Source organism: Salinicola sp. LHM, from assembly GCF_034479735.1.
Classification (GTDB): domain Bacteria; phylum Pseudomonadota; class Gammaproteobacteria; order Pseudomonadales; family Halomonadaceae; genus Salinicola; species Salinicola salarius.
Window position 1 is genome coordinate 3,879,494 of record NZ_CP140261.1, and the last position, 19,565, is coordinate 3,899,058.

The 19,565-nt window shown below is 64.7% G+C and carries 18 protein-coding genes; 9 read left to right on the forward strand and 9 right to left on the reverse strand.

Annotation, left to right across the window (positions count from 1 at the left end; translation table 11 throughout):
* The first annotated feature begins 133 nt into the window (after nt 1–133).
* From argH to R5R73_RS17700, 7 genes are all read left to right on the forward strand, one after another.
* A complete protein-coding gene (gene argH / locus R5R73_RS17670; RefSeq protein WP_322528203.1) occupies nt 134–1,546 on the forward strand; it encodes an argininosuccinate lyase in 1,413 nt (470 codons plus the stop codon).
* Nucleotides 1,536–1,841 (forward strand): LPS translocon maturation chaperone LptM, encoded by a 306-nt coding sequence (gene lptM, locus R5R73_RS19320; protein ID WP_416221200.1) that lies wholly within the window; start codon nt 1,536–1,538, stop codon nt 1,839–1,841. Before argH ends, lptM begins: the two co-directional genes overlap by 11 nt.
* Nucleotides 1,838–3,100 (forward strand): diaminopimelate decarboxylase, encoded by a 1,263-nt coding sequence (lysA, locus tag R5R73_RS17680; RefSeq protein ID WP_322528204.1) that lies wholly within the window; start codon nt 1,838–1,840, stop codon nt 3,098–3,100. Before lptM ends, lysA begins: the two co-directional genes overlap by 4 nt.
* A complete protein-coding gene (gene dapF / locus R5R73_RS17685) occupies nt 3,100–3,936 on the forward strand; it encodes a diaminopimelate epimerase (protein ID WP_322528205.1) in 837 nt (278 codons plus the stop codon). Before lysA ends, dapF begins: the two co-directional genes overlap by 1 nt.
* 96 nt (nt 3,937–4,032) lie before the next feature.
* Nucleotides 4,033–4,773 carry a DUF484 family protein gene (locus tag R5R73_RS17690; protein ID WP_322528206.1) on the forward strand — a complete coding sequence of 247 codons (741 nt, stop codon included), beginning with the start codon at nt 4,033–4,035 and terminating at the stop codon, nt 4,771–4,773.
* Nucleotides 4,757–5,659 (forward strand): tyrosine recombinase XerC, encoded by a 903-nt coding sequence (locus tag R5R73_RS17695; protein ID WP_322528207.1) that lies wholly within the window; start codon nt 4,757–4,759, stop codon nt 5,657–5,659. The genes R5R73_RS17690 and R5R73_RS17695 overlap by 17 nt, the downstream gene beginning before the upstream one ends.
* Nucleotides 5,660–5,720: 61 nt before the next feature.
* Nucleotides 5,721–6,455, forward strand: coding sequence for an HAD family hydrolase (locus R5R73_RS17700; RefSeq protein WP_322528208.1), 735 nt, complete (start codon nt 5,721–5,723; stop codon nt 6,453–6,455).
* 357 nt (nt 6,456–6,812) lie between these two features.
* Here R5R73_RS17700 and yihA read toward each other — a convergent pair whose 3' ends face one another.
* The gene (gene yihA, locus R5R73_RS17705; RefSeq protein ID WP_322528209.1) at nt 6,813–7,430 is read right to left on the reverse strand and encodes a ribosome biogenesis GTP-binding protein YihA/YsxC; all 618 of its coding nucleotides are present in this window, start codon (nt 7,428–7,430) and stop codon (nt 6,813–6,815) included.
* A 334-nt stretch (nt 7,431–7,764) separates the two neighbouring features.
* Here yihA and R5R73_RS17710 point away from each other — a divergent pair, with 334 nt between their 5' ends.
* Nucleotides 7,765–8,403, forward strand: a complete 639-nt coding sequence (locus R5R73_RS17710; protein ID WP_110633869.1) for a thiol:disulfide interchange protein DsbA/DsbL — start codon at nt 7,765–7,767, stop codon at nt 8,401–8,403.
* A 4-nt stretch (nt 8,404–8,407) separates the two neighbouring features.
* Entirely contained in the window at nt 8,408–9,229 is an 822-nt protein-coding gene (locus R5R73_RS17715; RefSeq protein WP_110633866.1) for an endonuclease/exonuclease/phosphatase family protein, read from the forward strand.
* An 83-nt stretch (nt 9,230–9,312) separates the two neighbouring features.
* Here R5R73_RS17715 and nuoN read toward each other — a convergent pair whose 3' ends face one another.
* From nuoN to nuoG, 8 genes are all read right to left on the reverse strand, one after another.
* Nucleotides 9,313–10,770, reverse strand: a complete 1,458-nt coding sequence (gene nuoN / locus R5R73_RS17720) for an NADH-quinone oxidoreductase subunit NuoN (RefSeq protein WP_322528210.1) — start codon at nt 10,768–10,770, stop codon at nt 9,313–9,315.
* On the reverse strand, nt 10,767–12,293 hold the full coding sequence (nuoM, locus tag R5R73_RS17725) for an NADH-quinone oxidoreductase subunit M (protein WP_322528211.1): 1,527 nt from the start codon (nt 12,291–12,293) through the stop codon (nt 10,767–10,769). Before nuoM ends, nuoN begins: the two co-directional genes overlap by 4 nt.
* Nucleotides 12,294–12,385: 92 nt before the next feature.
* On the reverse strand, nt 12,386–14,236 hold the full coding sequence (gene nuoL / locus R5R73_RS17730; protein WP_322528212.1) for an NADH-quinone oxidoreductase subunit L: 1,851 nt from the start codon (nt 14,234–14,236) through the stop codon (nt 12,386–12,388).
* Nucleotides 14,233–14,541: an NADH-quinone oxidoreductase subunit NuoK gene (gene nuoK / locus R5R73_RS17735; protein ID WP_110633855.1), complete on the reverse strand. Its 309-nt coding sequence runs from the start codon at nt 14,539–14,541 to the stop codon at nt 14,233–14,235. Before nuoK ends, nuoL begins: the two co-directional genes overlap by 4 nt.
* Nucleotides 14,538–15,161, reverse strand: a complete 624-nt coding sequence (gene nuoJ / locus R5R73_RS17740) for an NADH-quinone oxidoreductase subunit J (protein ID WP_110633852.1) — start codon at nt 15,159–15,161, stop codon at nt 14,538–14,540. Before nuoJ ends, nuoK begins: the two co-directional genes overlap by 4 nt.
* Before the next feature lie 76 nt (nt 15,162–15,237).
* Nucleotides 15,238–15,786 (reverse strand): NADH-quinone oxidoreductase subunit NuoI, encoded by a 549-nt coding sequence (gene nuoI / locus R5R73_RS17745; protein WP_071230996.1) that lies wholly within the window; start codon nt 15,784–15,786, stop codon nt 15,238–15,240.
* Nucleotides 15,787–15,798: 12 nt separating this feature from the next.
* A complete protein-coding gene (gene nuoH, locus R5R73_RS17750; RefSeq protein WP_071230997.1) occupies nt 15,799–16,782 on the reverse strand; it encodes an NADH-quinone oxidoreductase subunit NuoH in 984 nt (327 codons plus the stop codon).
* Nucleotides 16,779–19,553: an NADH-quinone oxidoreductase subunit NuoG gene (gene nuoG, locus R5R73_RS17755; protein WP_322528213.1), complete on the reverse strand. Its 2,775-nt coding sequence runs from the start codon at nt 19,551–19,553 to the stop codon at nt 16,779–16,781. The genes nuoH and nuoG overlap by 4 nt, the downstream gene beginning before the upstream one ends.
* Nucleotides 19,554–19,565: the final 12 nt, after the last annotated feature.

Below are 19,565 nucleotides of genomic sequence, written 5' to 3' on the forward strand. Positions count from 1 at the left end.
TTACGGCTTTCTTTGTACCTTGGCGGCACGCTTCACACCGCCTTACACCGTCCTATGCCGACGTCGTCTCTGATACACTCCGATCAGCGCTTCATAAACCCGTTATTCGCAGACCACGCAGAGCTCGATTTCGATGACGCAGGCAACCAACCAATCCTGGGGCGGACGTTTCAGCGAACCTACCGACGCATTCGTCGCCGCCTTTACCGCTTCGATCCCGTTCGACAAGCGTCTCTATCACCACGACATCCGCGGTTCGATCGCCCATGCCACCATGCTGGCCCGGGTCGGCGTACTGACCGACGACGAACGGGATAGCATCATCGACGGCCTGAAAGCCATCGAGACCGAGATCGAACGCGGCGAGGTCGAATGGTCGATCGCGCTCGAAGACATCCACATGAACATCGAAGCGCGGCTGACCGACAAGATCGGCATTACCGGCAAGAAACTGCATACCGGGCGCTCGCGCAACGACCAGATCGCCACCGATATCCGGCTCTATCTGCGCGACGAGATCGATGCCGTCGCCGCCGAGCTCTCACGCCTGCGCAGCGGTCTGATCGAGCTGGCCGACCGCGAAGCGGATACCATCATGCCCGGCTTTACCCACCTGCAGACGGCGCAACCGGTGACCTTCGGCCACCACCTGCTGGCCTGGCAGGAGATGCTGACCCGGGATCACGAGCGCCTGCTCGACTGTCGCAAGCGGGTCAACGTGCTGCCGCTGGGCGCCGCGGCGCTGGCCGGCACGACCTACCCCATCGATCGCCACGTCACTGCCGAGCTGCTGGGCTTCGATCGTCCGGCGGAAAATTCGCTGGATGCGGTCAGTGACCGCGACTTCGCCATCGAATTCACCGCCTTCGCCAGCATTCTGCTGATGCACCTCTCCCGCATGAGCGAGGAGATGGTGCTGTGGGCCAGCGCCCAGTTCGACTTCGTCGACCTGCCGGACCGCTTCTGCACCGGCTCCTCGATCATGCCGCAGAAGAAGAATCCGGACGTACCGGAGCTGGTGCGCGGCAAGACCGGGCGTGTCTACGGCCATCTGATGAGCCTGCTGACGCTGATGAAATCCCAGCCGCTGGCCTACAACAAGGACAACCAGGAAGACAAGGAACCGCTGTTCGATACCCTCGACACGGTCAAGGGCTGCCTGCGCGCCTTCGCCGACATGGCGCCGGCGCTGGTGGCCAAGCCGGAAAACATGCTCGAAGCGGCACGCCGGGGCTTCTCCACCGCCACCGATCTGGCCGACTATCTGGTCCGTGCCGGTGTCGCCTTCCGTGACGCCCACGAGATCGTCGGCAAGGCGGTCGCCTACGGCATCGAGCAGCGCAAGGATCTCTCCGAAATGTCGCTTGCAGAGCTCCAGCGCTTCTCCGATGCCATCGGTGAAGACGTCTTCGAGGTGCTGACGCTGGAAGGGTCGGTCGCCGCGCGCAATCACATCGGCGGCACCGCGCCGGATCAGGTTCGCGCCGCCGCCCAGCGCGCGCGCAACGCCCTCGGCACGCTGCAGGAGAGCCATCATGTCGCGTAACGTTTCGGCCATCTTTCCGCAGCTATCGAAGCCGCTGGTGCTGGCGCTGCTGACCCTGTCGCTGGTGGCACTGTCCGGCTGCGGCCAGAAAGGGCCGCTCTACATGCCCGGCGACGAGGAAGCGGCGAAAACCTACGACCCGCAAGGCGTCTACGAAGAGGACGCTCGGCCGTCAGGCTCGGCGGCCCAGTCTCCCGGCGAGGAAGACGCCGATACCGCAGACCAGGCACCGGCCGCGCCACAGGCAAGCCCGGCGCCTGCCGCCACGCAACCGAACGCCGAGGAGTTACCGTGACGTTCGAGGCTTTTCCCATTCGTGATGGCGTGCTGCACGCCGAAGACATCGCCCTGGACCGGCTCGCCGAGCAGTACGGCACGCCCTGCTACGTCTATTCGCGCGCGGCGCTGACCCGCCACTTCAAGGCCTACAGCGAGGCGCTCGGCGACATGCCGCATCTCGTCTGCTACGCGCTCAAGGCCAACTCCAACCTCGCCGTTCTCGACGTGCTGGCGCGTCTCGGCGCCGGTTTCGATATCGTGTCGGTCGGCGAACTCGAGCGGGTCATTGCCGCGGGCGGCGACCCGGCCAAGGTCGTGTTCTCCGGCGTCGGCAAGCAGGCCGACGAGATGGCCCGCGCGCTGGAAGTCGGCATCAAGTGTTTCAACATCGAATCGCAGCCGGAGCTGGAACGTCTCGATCGCGTGGCCACCGAGCGCGGCCAGGTGGCGAACATTTCCATTCGCGTCAATCCGGACGTCGACGCCAGGACCCATCCGTACATCTCCACCGGGCTCAAGGCCAACAAGTTCGGCGTGGCCGCGGAAGAGGTGTTCGATCTCTACGCCTGGGCGGCCGAACGGCCCAACCTCAAGGTCGTGGGACTGGATTGCCATATCGGCTCTCAGCTCACCGAGCTCTCGCCCTATCTCGATGCGCTGGATCGCCTGCTCGCCCTGGTCGACCGCCTCGCCGATCACGGTATCGTCATCGAACATCTGGACATCGGCGGCGGCCTGGGCGTGACCTATCAGGACGAACGCCCGCCGGCAGCCGAGGATTTCGTCGCCGCCGTGCGCGAGCGCCTGCGCGGTCGGGAACTGACGCTGCTGCTCGAGCCCGGGCGCTCCATCGCGGCCAACGCCGGGGTCATGCTGACCCGGATCGAGTACCTCAAGCCTGGCGAAACCAAGAACTTCGCCATCGTCGACGCCGGCATGAACGATCTGATCCGCCCGTCGCTGTATCAGGCGTGGCAGGGCATCGAACGCGTCGACACTCGCCAGCCCCGCGACAGCGCCCTCTACGACGTGGTCGGCCCGATCTGCGAGAGCGGCGACTTCCTCGGTCAGGCCCGCGAGCTGGCCGTCGCCGAAGGCGACCTGCTAGCCGTACGCTCGGCAGGCGCCTACGGCTTCGCCATGGCCTCCAACTACAACAGCCGCGGCCGCCCCGCCGAAGTCCTCGTCGACGGCGACAAGAGCTATCTGGTACGCCGTCGCGAAAGCCTCGACTCCCTGTGGGCGCTCGAGTCACGGCTGCCGGAGGAGCGCTGATGCTGCTGAACTTCACCAAGATGCACGGCCTGGGCAACGACTTCATGGTAGTCGACCTGATCACCCAGCGCGCCTACCTGCGGGACGAGCAGATCCGCCAGTTGGCCGACCGCCATTTCGGGGTCGGCTTCGATCAACTGTTGCTGGTGGAACCACCGCGCAAGCCGGACATGGATTTTCGCTACCGGATCTTCAACGCCGACGGCAGCGAGGTGGAGAACTGCGGCAACGGCGCGCGCTGCTTTGCCCGCTTCGTCATCGATCAGCGCCTGACCCACAAGCGTGAATTCAAGGTCGAGACGCTGGGCGGCCCCTTGACGCTGAAGGTGGATGACGATGGCCGCGTGCGGGTCGACATGGGCACGCCACGCTTTGCACCGGCGGACGTGCCGTTCGTGGCCGACAGCGACGAGCCGCTGCACCATCTCGAGATCGATGGCCACCCCGTCGCGTTCAGCGTCGCCTCGATGGGCAACCCGCACGCCGTGTTGCAGGTCGACGATATCGACGACGCGCCGGTCGAAGCGCTGGGACCGAAGCTGCAGCAGCACCCCAGCTTTCCGCGCCAGGCCAACATCGGCTTCATGCAGGTCGACTCCCCTCACGCCGTTCGACTGCGCGTCTTCGAACGCGGCGTCGGGGAAACCCTGGCCTGCGGCACCGGCGCCTGCGCGGCGGTGGCCTGCGGCATTCGCCGGGGCCTGCTGCAAAGCCCTGTCGATGTCGAGCTGCGCGGCGGCAGGCTGACTCTGGAATGGGAAGGCGGCGAAGCTCCGATCATCATGACCGGCCCGGCCGAGCGCGTCTTCGAGGGACGCATTGCCCTGAACTCATAAATTGCCCTGAACCAACAAACAACCTGAATCAATAAATAAGAAGACGCGGCGGCGAGACTCCGCCAAGTCGCGAGGGATTCACAGGAGAACCAACGCATGTCACGCGCTCAGGCCCCCGAGCCCCGCCAGACCCTGGACCCCGATCGGGTCGCCGAGTGGCTGGCGCAGCATACCGACTTCTTCGTTGGCCGGGAGGGGCTGCTGCAACAGCTCAAGGTGCCACATCCCCATATTCCCGGTGCTGTCTCGCTGCTCGAGCGGCTGGTTCACGACCTTCGCCGCCGGGCCGAGGATGCGGAATGGCGGCTCGAGAACCTGCTCGAATCGGCCCGCTACAACGAAGCCCAGTATCGCCGGACCCGCGAGCTGGTCCTCGGCCTGATCGAGGCCGAAAGCGCCGACGCGCTGGCCGAAGCGCTATCGACGCAACTGGCGGAGCGCTTCCGTACCCACGGCATCGGCCTGTGGCTGAACGCACCGCCGGCCTGCCACGCCACGCCTCGCGACACCAATGCCTGGCAACCGCCCCGCTTCGCCTTGACCGACGAGGCGCGCCAGCGCCTGGAACTGCTGCTCAACGAGCAGACCAGCCGCTGTACCACGCTGAACCGGGAAGACTGGGAAATCCTGCTGCCACACTGCAATCCGCCGCAGGGATCCGGCTCCTGCGCCATCACGCGACTGACCCAGGGCGAGCCCATGGGATTTCTGCTGTTGGCCAGCCATGACAGCGAGCACTTTCGGGCCACCCTGGATACGCTGTTCACCGAGTACCTGGGCGAGGTGGTCAGCCGGCTGTTGCGGCGTACCGAGGTCGCCAGTGCAAGCCGCGCTTGATGCCTTCCTGAAGCGGCTGGCGCAGCGCGCCAGCCCGGCGACGGTGGATGCCTATCGTCGCGATATCACCGCCCTGATCGGCTATCTCGAGTCGCAGGACGTGAACAGCTGGCGCCAGCTCGACGTCACGCTGCTGCGGCGCTATCTGGCTCATGAACGGACTCGCGGCATGGCGCCGAGAACGCTGGCGAGACGCCGCGCCGCGCTATCGCGTTTCGCCGATGAACTGGTCCATCGGGGCGAGCTGGACCACAACCCGGTGCAATTGACACAGGCGCCACGACAGCCGCGCCATCTGCCCAGCCCGGTGGATGTCGACCTGCTCGGCCAGTTTCTGGACACCCCTCACGATGGCGATCCCCTGGATTGCCGCGATCAGGCCATGCTGGAGCTTTTCTACTCCTGCGGCCTGCGCCTGGCCGAGCTGGCGGCGCTCGACCTTGCCAGCCTCGACGACCGCCACGTGCGGGTCGTGGGCAAGGGCGGCAAGCCACGCCAGGTGCCGCTGGGCAAGCGTGCCGGCCAGGCCATCCAGGACTGGCTCGGATTCCGCAGCGCGTTGGCGAGAGAAGGCGAAACGGCCCTGTTCGTCGCCCAGCACGGCGGCCGGCTCGGTCATCGGTCGATCCAGAGCCGGCTGGCCGATACCGCCCGCAAGCGTGGCCTGCCGGAGCATCTGCATCCGCACCGGCTGCGTCACTCCTTCGCCAGTCACCTGCTGGAGTCCAGCCAGGATCTGCGCGCGGTGCAGGAACTGCTGGGCCATGCCAATCTCTCGACGACGCAGATCTACACGCGCCTGGACTGGCAGCAGCTCGCCGAGGTCTACGATAAGGCCCACCCTCGGGCGCGGCGCCGGCCCGCTTCGCCCACCGACGAACACTAGGCCGGGCCGGGAATCGCCTGCGCCCGGCCGTACCGACCAACCAAGGGAGAGGTCATTCGACATGCCGTTGGACGCCATCACCTTCGATCTCGACGACACGCTGTGGCACAACGGCCCGGTCATGGCCCACGCCGAGCCGGCGCACTATCAATGGCTCGCCGAACGGATCGACGCCCACCGAGGGCCGGCGGCGACACCGCTGGTCGAAGCCTTCCCGCTGGAAGCCTATCAGTCCATCCGCGCCTCGCTGATGCAGCGCTTCCCGTTGAGCCGAGGCGATCACAGCTGGATTCGCGAGCGCGCCATGCGCGAACTGCTGATCGAGCATGGCCTGTCTCCCGACGAGGCGGCGCAGTGGGCGGCAGCCGGCTTCGAGCACTTCATGACGTTGCGCCACGAGGTCGCGCTCTATCCCGAGGTGGTACCGATGTTCGACGCCTGGGCACGGCGCTACCGGCTCGGCATCATCACCAACGGCAACGTCGATGTACGCCGGCTGTCGCTGGATCACCATTTCGACGTGATCATTCTCGCCGGTGAAATGCACGCCTCGAAGCCGGACCCCCGCCCGTTCCTGTCGGCCGTGGCCCAGCTCGGCACGCAGCCCTATCGCACGCTGCACGTCGGCGACAACTGGGAAGAGGATGTGCTCGCCGCGCAGCGCCTCGGCATGCACGCGGTCTGGATCGACGCCAAGAACGAAGGCGAGCGGGAGCTGCCACCCCGGGTGCATCGCGTGACGCACGTAAGGGAGTTGCCGGGTATCGTGGCGCAGTTGGACCAGCCGTCGTCGTAGCGACACGACATATCATCTGGAGAAAGCGGAGGTTTGGAGCGTAATCGCTTGGAGATCGTTTCAAGCCCGAGCAGGTCACTACTGAACGGGCATCAACCTCCGTTCCGCTCGTTATTGTGAGGGGCAAGCCCCTCACGCTCCCCTTTTTGACGCCACAGGGCAGCTATGCCTGCACGCCGTATCGCTTCACTCGGGTCGGCGCGAAAGGACATCCTGTCCAACGCGCCTCTTGCGACATCCCTGTCGCAAGACCCGGTTCAGCGATGCGTCGTGCAGTGCTGCCCTGAATAGGCGTCATTGGGGTGGCGAATTCAACGTAAGCTGGGACAACTCGAATGAGTCGATAGCCCAAGTGGATCAATCTGCCAACCATCGATCCATCACGCCATACGCCTGATCCAGCCCTTGGCGCTTCAGCGAGGAGAAGAGCTGCACGCTGACCAGGTCCTCCCACTCGGCCAGCCGTTTCCTGACCTGCTGCAGCGAGGCCTTGGCGGGCCCCTGTTTCAGCTTGTCCGCCTTGGTCAGCAGGATATGCACCGGCAGTTCGCGATCGTCCGCCATCTCGAGCAGCTGGATATCGAAATCGCTGAGCGGATGACGAACGTCCATCAACAGAATCAACCCGCCCAGCGACCGGCGGCGTTGCAGGTAATCGGCGAGATGCGCCTGCCACTCCTTCTTCATCGCCTCCGGCACCTTGGCGTAGCCGTAACCCGGCAGGTCGACAAGCCTGATCTGGTCGTCGTTCTGCAGCGTGAAGAAGTTGATCAACTGCGTGCGTCCCGGTGTCTTCGAGGTGCGCGCCAGCGCCCGCTGCTGAGTCAGCGCGTTGATGGCACTGGACTTGCCGGCGTTGGAGCGCCCCGCGAACGCGACCTCGACGCCTCGATCCGGCGGGCATTTGGCCAGCGTCGGGGCACTGATCAGAAAGGTCGCCGTCTGGTAGTTGCGGCGCTCGGGAGTGGCAGTCATGGCAGGCTCGATTATCTTGAGACGGTAACGTCGCGCAGTGTACCACGCGTATTCCGCCCAGGATGAGGCGTGACGTTCGGCGCTCCCGACGTCGAGGCTGCTGTTCAACGCTTCCGCAGACGAGATTTCGGTTCGACGCTCCCCGGACGAGCGTTTGGTGCCCTACGCTTTTGCGCCCATTTCTGTCAGGCTAAGAGAAACCGGTCGGTAGCAGGCTAGCAAGGGAACCTCGCGGTCCTTCGGGGCTCCAATACCCGTGGCGCCACCGCCGACAACGGTTTCATGGAACATGATGTCATCGACAATGATTTTCGATATTCAGGAGCAGTAACGCATGATCAAGTCTTTTATGGCGCTATTGGCCGGACTGACATTCTCGGGCGCAGTGATGGCGGCGGATATCGTCGAAGGTCAGGACTATCAAGTCGTCGACGAGCCGATGAAAACGGACGTGCCGGCGGACCAGATCGCGGTCACCGAAGTGTTCTGGTATGGCTGTCCCCACTGTTACGCGCTGGAAGAGCCGCTCAACGAGTGGGTCGCCCAGCTTCCCGACGACGTCACTTTCGATCGCATGGCAGCGCCGCTGGGCAAGGTATGGGAACAGCACGCCACGGCCTTCTACGCGGCCGAACAGCTCGGCATCGAAGAGAAACTGCGCCAGGACTTTTTCGACGCCATCCACAAGGACGGCCAGCGCCTGACCGACAAGGACGACATTGCCGAGTTCTTCACCAACTACGGTGTCAGCAAGGATGAAGCGCTCAAGGCGCTCGACTCCTTCGGCGTGAAAAGCGAGATCCAGCAGGCTTCCGCCAAGATGCGCGGTTACAAGCTGATGGGCGTTCCCGACCTGATCGTCGACGGCCGCTATGTCGTCACGCCAGACTCCGCCGGCTCGCTGGAAAACATGCCCAAGATCGCCAGCGCGCTGATCGAGAAGGTTCGCGAGGAACGCACCGAGAGCGAGTGACGCCATGTCCCTAGCCGCCTCGACACCCGCCAGCGAGGTCGCGCCGACATTGAAATTGCTGACCTGCAATCTGCAGGTCGGCATTCATACCTCGGCCTATCACCACTATTTCACGCGAAGCTGGCAACATCTGCTGCCCCATCCCAAGCGCAGTTCGCGCCTCGATGTCGTGGCCAGTACGTTATCGGCCTACGATATCGTCGGGCTACAGGAGGTCGACGGCGGCAGCTTCCGCTCCAGCCACGTCAATCAGGTGGAATACCTCGCCAAACGCTCGGCGTTCGATTTCCACTTCCAGCAGCTCAACCGCAACCTGGGGCATGTCGCCCAGCACAGCAACGGGTTGCTGTCGCGTCTGACACCCAACCGGGTCGACGAGCACCGTCTGCCCGGCATGCGCGGGCGTGGGGCGATCCATGCCCGCTACGGTGAAGGACCGGATGCCCTGCATGTCTTCGTCGCTCACCTGGCGCTCAGCCAGCGCGGCCGCCTGCGGCAGCTCGACTACCTCGGCGAGATCATCGAGCCGCTGCATCACGTGGTGGTCATGGGCGATCTGAACTGCACGCCGGAGCAGCTGCTGGCGCATCCGCGCTTCTGTCGCGCACTGGACCTCAACCCGCTCAAGCCGCAGCTCAGTTATCCGGCCTGGCAACCCCGCCGGGCGCTGGACCATATCCTGCTGTCGTCATCGCTGAAGGCCGAACAGCCTCGGGTGCTGGAGGCGATGTTCTCGGACCACCTTCCCATTGCCGTGGACATCCACCTGCCGGTCGCCTGCCGGCGAAGCATCGGCCTCGGCGCCGATCGCAGCACGGACACCTGAGATACGACTGAGATACGAAAAAGCGCCTCCGAGGAGACGCTTTTCATGCCGGATCGAGATGGCCAGCGATCATCCGCCGGTCATCATCCCGCCACCCAGTTTACCCAGTTGATCATCGGCGTCGGGTAGAGCCCCAGCAGGATCACCAGCGTGGCCACGCCCAGCACCACCATGCCACCGGCGCGTTCGGCCCAGTCGTGGGTCGCATCGCGACGCTGCATGCCGGGCTCGTGCAGGAACAGCGTGACCATCACCCGCAGGTAGTAATAGAGCCCGATGGCGCTTCCCAGCACCACGCTGCCGACCAGCCACCAGCGATGCGCTTCGACACCCACGGCGATGATGTAGAACTTGCCGATGAAGCCCGCCGTGAACGGAATCCCCGCCAGCGACAGCATCGATACCGTCATCACCGCCGTGAGATAGGGCCGACGCCAGAACAGACCACGATAATGGTGAAGCGGGCTAGCATCGGCCGTACCGCCGGTAGCGACGTAGGGGCTCGACACCAGCGTGACCACACCGAAGGCCCCGAGCGTGGTCAGGACGTAGGTCACCAGATAGACCCCTACCGTCTCCACGGCCAGCCCGTCGTTGACCACCAATGCCACCAGCAGATAGCCGAAATGGGCGATCGATGAATAGCCAAGCAGGCGCTTGAGGTCGTTCTGGGTCAGCGCCAGCAGGTTACCCACCAGCATGGTGACCACGGCGATGAAGCCGAGCAGGTCGTGCCACCAGTCCTGATGGAAGGCCAGCGTCGACTGGAACAGCCGCAGCAGCACCAGGAACACCGCCACCTTGCTGGCCGTAGCCAGGAACGTCGTGGCCGGCCCGGGGCCGCCCTGATAGACGTCCGGCGTCCACAGATGAAACGGCACGATGGAGAGCTTGAACGCCAGTCCTACCAGCAGCATGCCGGCACCGGCGAGCAGCCAGGGGTCGCTACCATAGGCCGACAGCGCCTCGCCCAGTTCGGCGAAATCCAGCGTACCGGTCACCGCGTAGAGCAGCGCCATGCCGAAGAGCAGAAAGGCGGTGGCTGCCGCCGACAGCACCATGTACTTGATACCGCTTTCCAGCGCGCCACGATCGCGGAAGGTATAGGCAAGCATCCCGAACAGCGGCATCGACAAAAGCTCGATGCCGAAGAATAGCGTCGTCATGTGGCGTGCCGACACCAGCACCATTCCGCCAGCCGCGGCACTCAGCAACAGCAGGTAGAACTCGTCCCGCGGACCTTCGTAACCTTCCAGATAGTGGTGGGCCAGCGTGACGCAGGCCAGCGTCGACATCAGCACCAGCACGCCGCCGAAGCGTGACAGATCGTCGACCACCAGTACCGACGTGACGTCGACCGTGCCCAAGCTCCAGCCGAACAGCAACGCCAGCAGCGCCACGTTGAGCCCGACGGCGGTCAGGATCGCGCTCAGCGTGTGATTACGCTGCCAGGCGATCGACAGCATCACCACGATCACGGTCAGGCAGACCAGAATCAGCGGAGAAATGGCCAGCAATGCCATCATGGTAGCGTGGCTCATTGGGCACCTCCCATCATCGCCCCGGCTTGCTGAACGCTCTGTTGCACGATCTGCATGGCGCCGGCAGAGGTATCCAGCAACGGCTGGGGATAGATGCCGAAGAACACCACCAGGGCGACGATGCCGAACAGCAGTACCGTCTCGCGTCGATCCAGCCCCGCCAGCGGCGTCTCCTCCCTCGGCGGCCCGTAGTAGACCCGCTGCATGATGAACAGCGAATAGACGGCAGCCAGGATCAGGCCAACACTGGCAATGACCACGATCCAGGGCGCGACGCCGAATGAACCGAACATCACCATGAATTCACCAACGAAATTGGCGGTACCGGGCAGACCCAGCGATGCCGCCACGAACACCAGTGCGAACCCCGGCAGACCGCGGATACGCCCCCACAGGCCACCCATCTGGCGCATGTCGCGGGTATGCAGACGCTCGTAGAGCTGGCCGGAAAGAATGAACAGTCCGGCGGCGGAAAACGCATGCGCCACCATCAGCGCCACCACGCCCTGCAGCGCCAGTTCGGTACCGGCGTAGATGCCGATCAGCACGAAGCCCATGTGGGAAATACTGGTGTAGGCGATCAGGCGTTTCAGGTCCTGCTGGCCGCAGGCGAGAATCGCGCCGTAGAAGATGCCGATCAGTCCCAGCGTCATCGCCACCGGCGCGAAAGCCTGGGAGGCTTCCGGGAACAGCGGCAGCGCAAAGCGCAGCATGCCGTAGGCCGCCGTCTTGAGCAGAATGCCGGCGAGATCCACGCTGCCCGCAGTCGGTGCCTGGGCGTGAGCATCCGGTAGCCAGCCGTGCAGCGGCACCACCGGCAGCTTGACCGCGAAGGCGACGAAGAAGCCGAGCATCAGCCACCAGGCGGTGGTTTCGGACAGCGGCGTATCGAGCAGATCCGCATAGGCGAAGGTGTATTCACCGGTGGCGCCATGGTGAGCGAACACCAGCCCAAGAATGGCAATCAGCATCAGCAGGCCGCTGGCCTGGGTATAGATGAAGAACTTGGTGGCCGCGCCGATCCGCGAACTGCCCCGGGAGCCGCTGTGGCCCCACAGCGCGATCAGGAAATACATCGGCACCAGCATCATTTCCCAGAACAGGAAGAACAGGAACAGGTCGATGGCGAGAAAGACCCCGACCACGCCACCGAGAATCCACAGCAGGTTGAGGTGGAAGAATCCGACCCGCTGCACGATCTCCTTCCACGAGCAGATCACGGCCATGGCGCCGAGCAGCCCGGTCAGCGCGATCATCAACAGCGACAATCCGTCAATCGCCAGATGTACCTGAATGCCGAAACGTGGAATCCAGTCGGCCTGCCACTCCAGTGTCCAGGCGTTGGCGGCACCTTCCGCCGGCAGGCTGAAGTCGCTACCGACCCACAGCCCCAGCACCATCGCCAGCTCGAGCAGCATGGTGCCAAGCGCGATCCAGCGTGGCGCCTGGTCGCCGAAGCGTTCGGCCTGCCAGCACAGCAGGCCGCCAATGAAGGGGATCAGTATCAGCCAGACCAGAGTCATGAATCAGCCATCCGCGATAGAGTGAATTCCGTGTGCTCCCGACACGATGTCGCCGAGCCGCCAGCACTGTGCATCGTTCCTGCGCTCATGTGTCAGCCCACCAGCAGGAAGGCAAGCAGCAGCGTCGCCCCCAGCACCATCGACACGGCGTAATGGCGCATCAGCCCCGTCTGGGTCATGCGCAGCCCGTGGTGCGAGGCTCGCGCCAGCCACGGCAGGATATTGCACAGCGAGTTGATCCAGTCGTCTCGATTGACCCTGACCAACCCTTGATAAGGGCGCACGAACAGCCAGTCGTAGAGCGCATCGAAACCCCAGGCGTTGTGCCAGAACGTCCACAGCCGAGCGCCGCGTGGATCCGCCATCCCGCGGCGAATCAGGTCGCGACGACGCTTGAACAGCCAGCCGGCGAACAGCACGCCGCCGACGGCCACGATCATCGCGACGACTTCGAGAACATGAGTTCCCAGCCCCTCTCCCGCCGGCCCGGGAGGCAACACCTCGTCCAGCGGCGGCGTCAGTTGTGCCCCGATCGCGGTCGACATCACGATCAGCACGACCAGTGGTACGCCATGCACCAGACCCTTGCCGGCGTGGGCGTCGCGGGCATGATCGCTCTTCGGCGCACCATGGAAGGTGCCGAGAATCAGGCGCACGGTGTAGATCGAGGTCAGCAGCGCGCCAAGCAGGCCGGCGAGCATCAGCACGCCGTGGCCGGAAGCGAGCGCCGACACCAGGATCGCGTCCTTGCTGTAGAAACCCGCCGTGACCAGCGGCAGGGCCGCCAGTGCCGCGCCCCCGACGATGAACCCGGCGTAGGTCAGCGGCAGCTTGCGCCACAGGCCACCGAGACGGCGCATGTCCTGCTCGTGATGGGTACAGACGATCACCGAGCCGGCAGAGAGGAACAGCAGCGCCTTGAAGAAGGCATGGATCATCAGGTGGAAGATCGCCGCATCGAACGCGCCGACGCCCAACGCCAGGAACATGTAACCGATCTGGCTCATGGTCGAATACGCCAGCACGCGCTTGATGTCGGTCTGCGCCAGCGCCGCGAACCCCGCCACCAGCAGCGTCAGCGCGCCGATTACCCCAACCAGCAGCAGCACATCCGGTGCCAGCAGGAAGATCCCGTTCATGCGTGCGATCAGATAGACGCCTGCGGTGACCATGGTTGCCGCATGGATCAACGCCGACACCGGTGTGGGGCCGGCCATGGCGTCCGCCAGCCAGGTGTGAAGCGGCAGCTGTGCCGATTTGCCGATCGCCCCGCCGAGCAGCATCAGCGCCGCGAGCTGCGGCATCAGGCTGCCCTCGCTCCAGATCTCCGGCGCGCGCGCCAGCAGCGTCTGGATATTGAGCGAGCCGAGCTCGACATAGAGCAGGAACATGCCGATCGCCAGGAACACGTCGCCGGTACGCGTGATGACGAACGCCTTGAAGGCCGCCCAGCCGTTGGCTGACGTACGGTAGTAGTAGCCGATCAGCAGATAGCTGCAGAGCCCCACCCCTTCCCAGCCGAAGTAGAGCAGCAGCAGGTTATCGCCCAGCACCAGCAGGATCATGCTGAACACGAACAGGTTCATGTGGCAGAAGAAGCGGGTCACGCCCTCTTCGCCGCGCATGTACCAGGCCGCGAACAGGTGGATGAAAAAACCGACGCCGGTGATGACGCCGAGCAGCGTCAGCGACAGGCCATCGAGCATCAGCCCCATGGTGGGCTGGAAATCCCCCACCGTGATCCAGTGCCAGAGCGTCAGCGTCTGCGCCGACTGGCCCTGGTCGTAGAAATCGATCCCGACCCACAGCGTGCATAGCGCCGCCAGGCCGATCGAGGCGACACCGATGGTGGCGCTGGCCCGCTCGGAGAGCCGGCCGAACGAGAGCGCCAGGATCAACGATCCCAGCAGCGGGAAGACGAAGGTGAGGGTAAGTAGATTCATCCGCGCAACCTGCTAGCCGCATCGATGTCGAGAGTCTTGAAGCGCCGATAGAGCTGCATCAACAGCGCCAGCCCCACGCTCGCCTCCGCCGCTGCCAGCGTGATGATCATCAAGAACATCACCTGGCCGTCGGGCTGGTGCCAATGGGTACCGCCGACGATGAAGGCCAGACCGGCGGCGTTCATCATGATCTCCAGGCTCATCAGCACGAACAGCATGTTGCGTCGCGTCATCAGCCCGGCCAGCCCCAGCACGAACAGGATTGCCGCCAGCCACAGGCCGTGTTCTACCGGAATGCCCGTCATGCCTTTCCCTCCTGCGTGCGGTTCTGTTCGCGTGTATTGACCGGGGTTTCACGAACCGGCGCCACATCTGCCCGAGCCTGCTCGTTGAGCTCGCGCTGGCGCTCGCGGGCCAGGTCGGCTTCATCGTGCGCTTCGCTGCGACCCAGATGCGACGCCGCCACCAGCGCCGCCAGCAGCAGCATGGCCGCCAGCTCGACGATGACCAGATAAGGGCCGAACAACGAGATCCCCACCATCTTGGCCGTCAGCGTTTCGCCGCTGATGCTGCCTTCGTAGTCGCCGCTGACCAGCGTGACGATCATCACGATCAGCAACACCGCCGTCAGTACCGCAGGCCCCACCCACGCCTTGGGCTGGAGCCAGGCACGCTCCTGCTCCACCGCCGACTCGCCGAGATTGAGCATCATCACCACGAACACGAACAGCACCATGATCGCCCCGGCGTAGACGATGATCTCGAGCGCCCCGGCAAACGGCGCACCGAGGGCGAAGAACACCATCGCCACGGCGATCAGCGACACGATCAGATAGAGCAATGCGTGTACCGGATGGGTGCCGGTCACGACGCGAAGGGTGGCGAGAATCGCGACCAGCCCACTCAAGTAAAACGCGATTTGCATGCTTCTCTCCCAGCAAACGGCTTCGAACCGCAACCTGCACGTTGGCGCCACAGTTCCGGCGCAGCGATGCCATGACTCATGGCATCAACGACTTGACGTCGATCGGCTCGGCCTCGTTCTGCGCCTCGCCCTTGTCCTTGCCCGCGATCGACAGGCCCGCCACGCGATAGAAATTGGTGCTGTGATCCTTGCCCGGACCATCGATCAGCAGGTCCTGCTTTTCGTAGACCAGCTCCTGACGCCGAAACTCGCTCATCTCGAAATCCGGGGTCAACTGAATCGCCGAGGTCGGGCAGGCCTCCTCGCACATGCCGCAGAAGATGCAGCGCGAGAAGTTGATGCGAAAGAACTCGGGGTACCAGCGCCCGTCCTCTTTCTCGCCCTTCTGCAGCGAGATGCAGGCCACCGGACACGCCACCGCACACAGGTTGCAGGCGACACAGCGCTCCTCGCCGTCCGGGTCGCGGGTCAGCACGATGCGTCCGCGATAGCGCGGCGGCAGATAGACCTGCTCTTCCGGATACTGCAGCGTCTCGCGCTTGCGCCAGGCATGCGAAAACACCATCCACAGCGTGCGCAGCTGCGTGCCGGTGCCGGATACGATCTTCCGGATCTGACTCAGCATGGTCGCTCTCCCTTATACACCCGGGTCGATGAGCAGAATCATCGCCCCGGTGATCAATAGATTGACGAGTGTCAGCGGCAGGCAAACCTTCCAGCCGAAGCTCATCACCTTGTCGTAGCGCGGTCTCGGCAATGCCGCCCGCAACAGCACGAACAGGATGACGAAGAACACCGTCTTGAGCAGGAACCAGACGATCGGCGGCAGCAATGGTCCGTGCCAGCCGCCGAAGAACAGCGTCACCAGCAGCGCCGAGATCAGCACGATGCCGATGTACTCGCCGACGAAGAACATGCCCCACTTCATGCCGGAATATTCGATGTGATAGCCGTCGGCGAGCTCCTGTTCGGCTTCGGGCTGATCGAACGGGTGACGGTGCGTCACCGCGATGCCGGCGATGACGAAGGTACAGAAGCCGAAGAACTGCGGAATGATGAACCAGACGTTCTCCTGCGCGTTGACGATGTCGCGCATGTTGAACGAGCCGGTCATGGCGACGATGCCCATCACCGCCAGGCCCATGAACACTTCGTAGGAAAGGGTCTGGGCAGAGGCGCGCAGCGCACCGAGCAGCGCGTACTTGTTGCCGCTGGCCCAGCCGGCAAACAGCACGGCGTAGACGTTGATGCCCGCCATCGCGAAGAAGAACAGGATACCGATGTTGAGATCCGCCACGCCCCAGCCGGGGGTGATCGGAATGACCATGAACGACAGCAGCAGCGAAGCCATGGCGATCGCCGGCGCCAGCACGAAGAAGGTGCGGTCGGCGAAAGGCGGGATCCAGTCTTCCTTGAAGAAGATCTTGAGCATGTCCGCCGCGATCTGCAAAAGCCCGAACGGCCCTACCCGGTTGGGGCCGTAGCGGTCCTGCCACAGGGCCAGCAGGCGGCGCTCGATCATGCTCAGCAGCGCACCGGAAACGACCACGACCAGCAGAATCACCACGGCCTGCAGCATCGCGATCAATGTCGCTTCGACTTGCGGTGTCCACCAGCTCATGGACGCACCTCCTCGGCCGAAGCCTGACGCTCCCCACCGGCTCGCATGATGCGCCCCCACCGCGTGACACCCGGCGTCAGCGCGCCGGTGATCTCCTGAATCGTGCCGCCTGGCAACCCGATCATGCCTTTCGGCATTCCCGCACTGAGCCGCGCCGGCAGCTCGAAGGCGGCACCGTCCAGCGAAATCGAGACCACGTCGCCCGCGGCAACGCCGAGTCGCGCCGCATCGGCTTCGCTCAACGCCACCTGCGGAGCCGCCATCCGCTCGCGGATCGGTTCGGCACGACGCGACATCTCGTCGCCGCCGAACAGCTGCGGCAGATCGATCACCTGCCATTCATCCGCGCGCGGCGTGAAGGCGGCGGGAATCTCGGTGCAGTAGTCGCCATCGGCCACTGGCGCCGTGAACAGCCGCTTGCCCGGATCGCCGGCGCGCAGGTGGCCACCGACCTCGTCCTGGAACTTGTTCCAGGCCTGAGGCGAGTTCCAGCCAGGCGCCCAGGCAAAGGCGACATCGCGGCGCGGTTCCTGATAGCCGGCATAGCCCTCCATCGAGAAGGCGAAGGGTGTGTCGAGATCCACCGGCGCGCGCGGTTCGTTGACGTTGAGGTTGGCGCGCATCGCGGTACGGCCGCTGTAGCGGTGCGGCTCACGGGCGAGCTTCAGGCCGTGGATACGGAACATCGCTTCCGGCGTGTTCTGGTGCAACGGCGCCAACGCCGGCGCGTCCTCGGCGACGGCCTGGGTCAGGTCGTCGAGCAGAACCGTCTCCACCGGCTGACAATCCAGCGTCGCATGCAGGGCATGCAACCAGCGCCAGCTTTCGCGGATGCGGGTATCGGGGCGCATGTAGCTGGGATCGAAGACCTGATAGAAGCGCTGCGCGCGTCCTTCCAGGCTGACCAGCGTACCGTCGCTTTCGGCGAAGGTCCCGGCCGGCAGGCCGATATCGGCGCGCTCCCAGATCGGCGTACGCTGATGATCGATCGTAATGACCGCTGCCGCCCGCGCGAGTGCGCTGTCCACGCGCGTCGCCGGCAGCCGGGTATAGAGATCGTTCTCGAGGATCACCACACCGTCGGCGCTGCCCGTGTCGAGCTGCTCCAGCGCCCAATCGAGAGACTCGCCGCCGAGCAGCCCGAGCCCGACGCTATTGGCTTCGCGACGAACGAGGGTCAGGCCGGCGTCTGCCTTCTGACGCCGTGCCAGGGCGCGGGCGACATTGCCGGCCGCTTCGAGAATCGCCATCGAGCCCAGCGATTCGCCGGCGATGACCAACGGCTTCTTCGCCGCCATCAGCGCATCGGCGATACCTTCGGCCAGTTTCGATGTCGCGTCGTCGAGCCCGTCGACGACCGGCGCGGTGGGGTCGAGCGCATGCGCCACGGCGAACCCGAGACGGGCGATGTCGTCGGGTCCGGCGCGCTCGGCGCGGGTCGCGATGCCGTCGAGCTTGGTGACATCGGGCGTCGCCAGAAACAGCGGGTGACCGGCGTCCTGAGCAATGGTCTTCACCGCTTCGGCGTTCCATTCGGGAATGCCCCGGGCCGCACCCAGCTCGGCGCCCTTGCCACGTACCGCCTGACGGACCGAGAGCGCGACGCGGGCGGCGCTCTGGATCAGATCCTCGCCGAGTACCAGAATCGCATCGCACTGTTCGATCTCGCGCAGGCTGGGCGTCGCCAGCCCCGTCTCGCGATTGAGCGCTTCCATCCGGCGGATTCGAGCCAGCTCGCCGGCTTCGATACCGGTGGAGAAGTTGTCCGCGCCAACCAGCTGGCGCAGGCGATGGTTGCTCTCGAGGCTGGCCCGGGGCGAACCGATGCCGATGATCCGCCTGGCGCCGCGCAGCGCGTCGGCGGCACGGTCCAGCGCCTCGTCGACTTCCATGGAGCGAGCTTCACCATCGGTCTCCCGGTATTCGGGGCGTGTCGGCCGATCCTTGCGGTTGACGTAGCCATAGCCGAAGCGGCCGCGATCACAGAGGAAGTAGCCGTTGACGTCGCCGTTGTAGCGATTCTCGATCCGGCGAATGTCGCCGTAGCGCTCGCCGGGGCTGATGTTGCAGCCGCTGGCGCACTGGTGGCAGACGCTCGGCGCGAACTGCAGGTCCCATTTGCGGGTGTAGTGGTCGGAGTGCGTCTGATCGGTGAACACGCCGGTGGGGCAGACTTCGGTCAGGTTGCCGGAGAACTCGCTCTCCAGCGTGCCGTCGGTGACGCGGCCGAAGTAGACGTTGTCGTGCGCGCCGAAAGCGCCCAGATCCTCGCCACCGGCATAATCCTGGTAGAAGCGCGTGCAGCGATAGCAGGTGATGCAGCGATTCATCTCGTGGGCGATGAACGGCCCCAGGTTCTGGTTGCGATGGGTCCGCTTGCGGAAGCGATAACGACGGCGATCGTGGCCCGTCATCACCGTCATGTCCTGCAGATGGCAGTGGCCGCCCTCTTCGCACACCGGGCAGTCGTGCGGATGATTGACCATCAGCCACTCGATCACTGTCTGGCGGAAGGCTTTGGCCTCCTCGTCGGCGATGGAGATGTAGGCATCGTCCTTGACCGGTGCCATGCAGGACATCACCAGCATGCCGCGGTCGTCGTCGGCGTCCTTGTACTGCTTCACCGCGCACTGGCGGCAGGCACCGACGCTGCCCATCGCCGGATGCCAGCAGAAATAGGGGATATCCAGCCCCAGCGAAAGGCAGGCGTGGAGCAGGTTGTCGCTGTCTTCGACTTCGTAGTCGTTGCCGTCGACGTGAATGGTGGCCATGGCGTCGAACTC

Excerpts from the sequence above, each read along its gene's own strand:
- nuoM (WP_322528211.1), bottom strand. The coding sequence starts at position 12,293 with ATGACTCTGGTCTGGCTGATACTGATCCCCTTCATTGGCGGCCTGCTG.
- lptM (WP_416221200.1), top strand. The coding sequence starts at position 1,536 with ATGTCGCGTAACGTTTCGGCCATCTTTCCGCAGCTATCGAAGCCGCTG.
- nuoN (WP_322528210.1), bottom strand. The coding sequence starts at position 10,770 with ATGAGCCACGCTACCATGATGGCATTGCTGGCCATTTCTCCGCTGATT.
- argH (WP_322528203.1), top strand. The coding sequence starts at position 134 with ATGACGCAGGCAACCAACCAATCCTGGGGCGGACGTTTCAGCGAACCT.
- nuoJ (WP_110633852.1), bottom strand. The coding sequence starts at position 15,161 with ATGCAAATCGCGTTTTACTTGAGTGGGCTGGTCGCGATTCTCGCCACC.
- R5R73_RS17700 (WP_322528208.1), top strand. The coding sequence starts at position 5,721 with ATGCCGTTGGACGCCATCACCTTCGATCTCGACGACACGCTGTGGCAC.
- nuoI (WP_071230996.1), bottom strand. The coding sequence starts at position 15,786 with ATGCTGAGTCAGATCCGGAAGATCGTATCCGGCACCGGCACGCAGCTG.
- nuoH (WP_071230997.1), bottom strand. The coding sequence starts at position 16,782 with ATGAGCTGGTGGACACCGCAAGTCGAAGCGACATTGATCGCGATGCTG.
- dapF (WP_322528205.1), top strand. The coding sequence starts at position 3,100 with ATGCTGCTGAACTTCACCAAGATGCACGGCCTGGGCAACGACTTCATG.
- nuoK (WP_110633855.1), bottom strand. The coding sequence starts at position 14,541 with ATGACGGGCATTCCGGTAGAACACGGCCTGTGGCTGGCGGCAATCCTG.
- nuoG (WP_322528213.1), bottom strand. The coding sequence starts at position 19,553 with ATGGCCACCATTCACGTCGACGGCAACGACTACGAAGTCGAAGACAGC.
- R5R73_RS17690 (WP_322528206.1), top strand. The coding sequence starts at position 4,033 with ATGTCACGCGCTCAGGCCCCCGAGCCCCGCCAGACCCTGGACCCCGAT.
- R5R73_RS17715 (WP_110633866.1), top strand. The coding sequence starts at position 8,408 with ATGTCCCTAGCCGCCTCGACACCCGCCAGCGAGGTCGCGCCGACATTG.
- nuoL (WP_322528212.1), bottom strand. The coding sequence starts at position 14,236 with ATGAATCTACTTACCCTCACCTTCGTCTTCCCGCTGCTGGGATCGTTG.
- yihA (WP_322528209.1), bottom strand. The coding sequence starts at position 7,430 with ATGACTGCCACTCCCGAGCGCCGCAACTACCAGACGGCGACCTTTCTG.
- R5R73_RS17710 (WP_110633869.1), top strand. The coding sequence starts at position 7,765 with ATGATCAAGTCTTTTATGGCGCTATTGGCCGGACTGACATTCTCGGGC.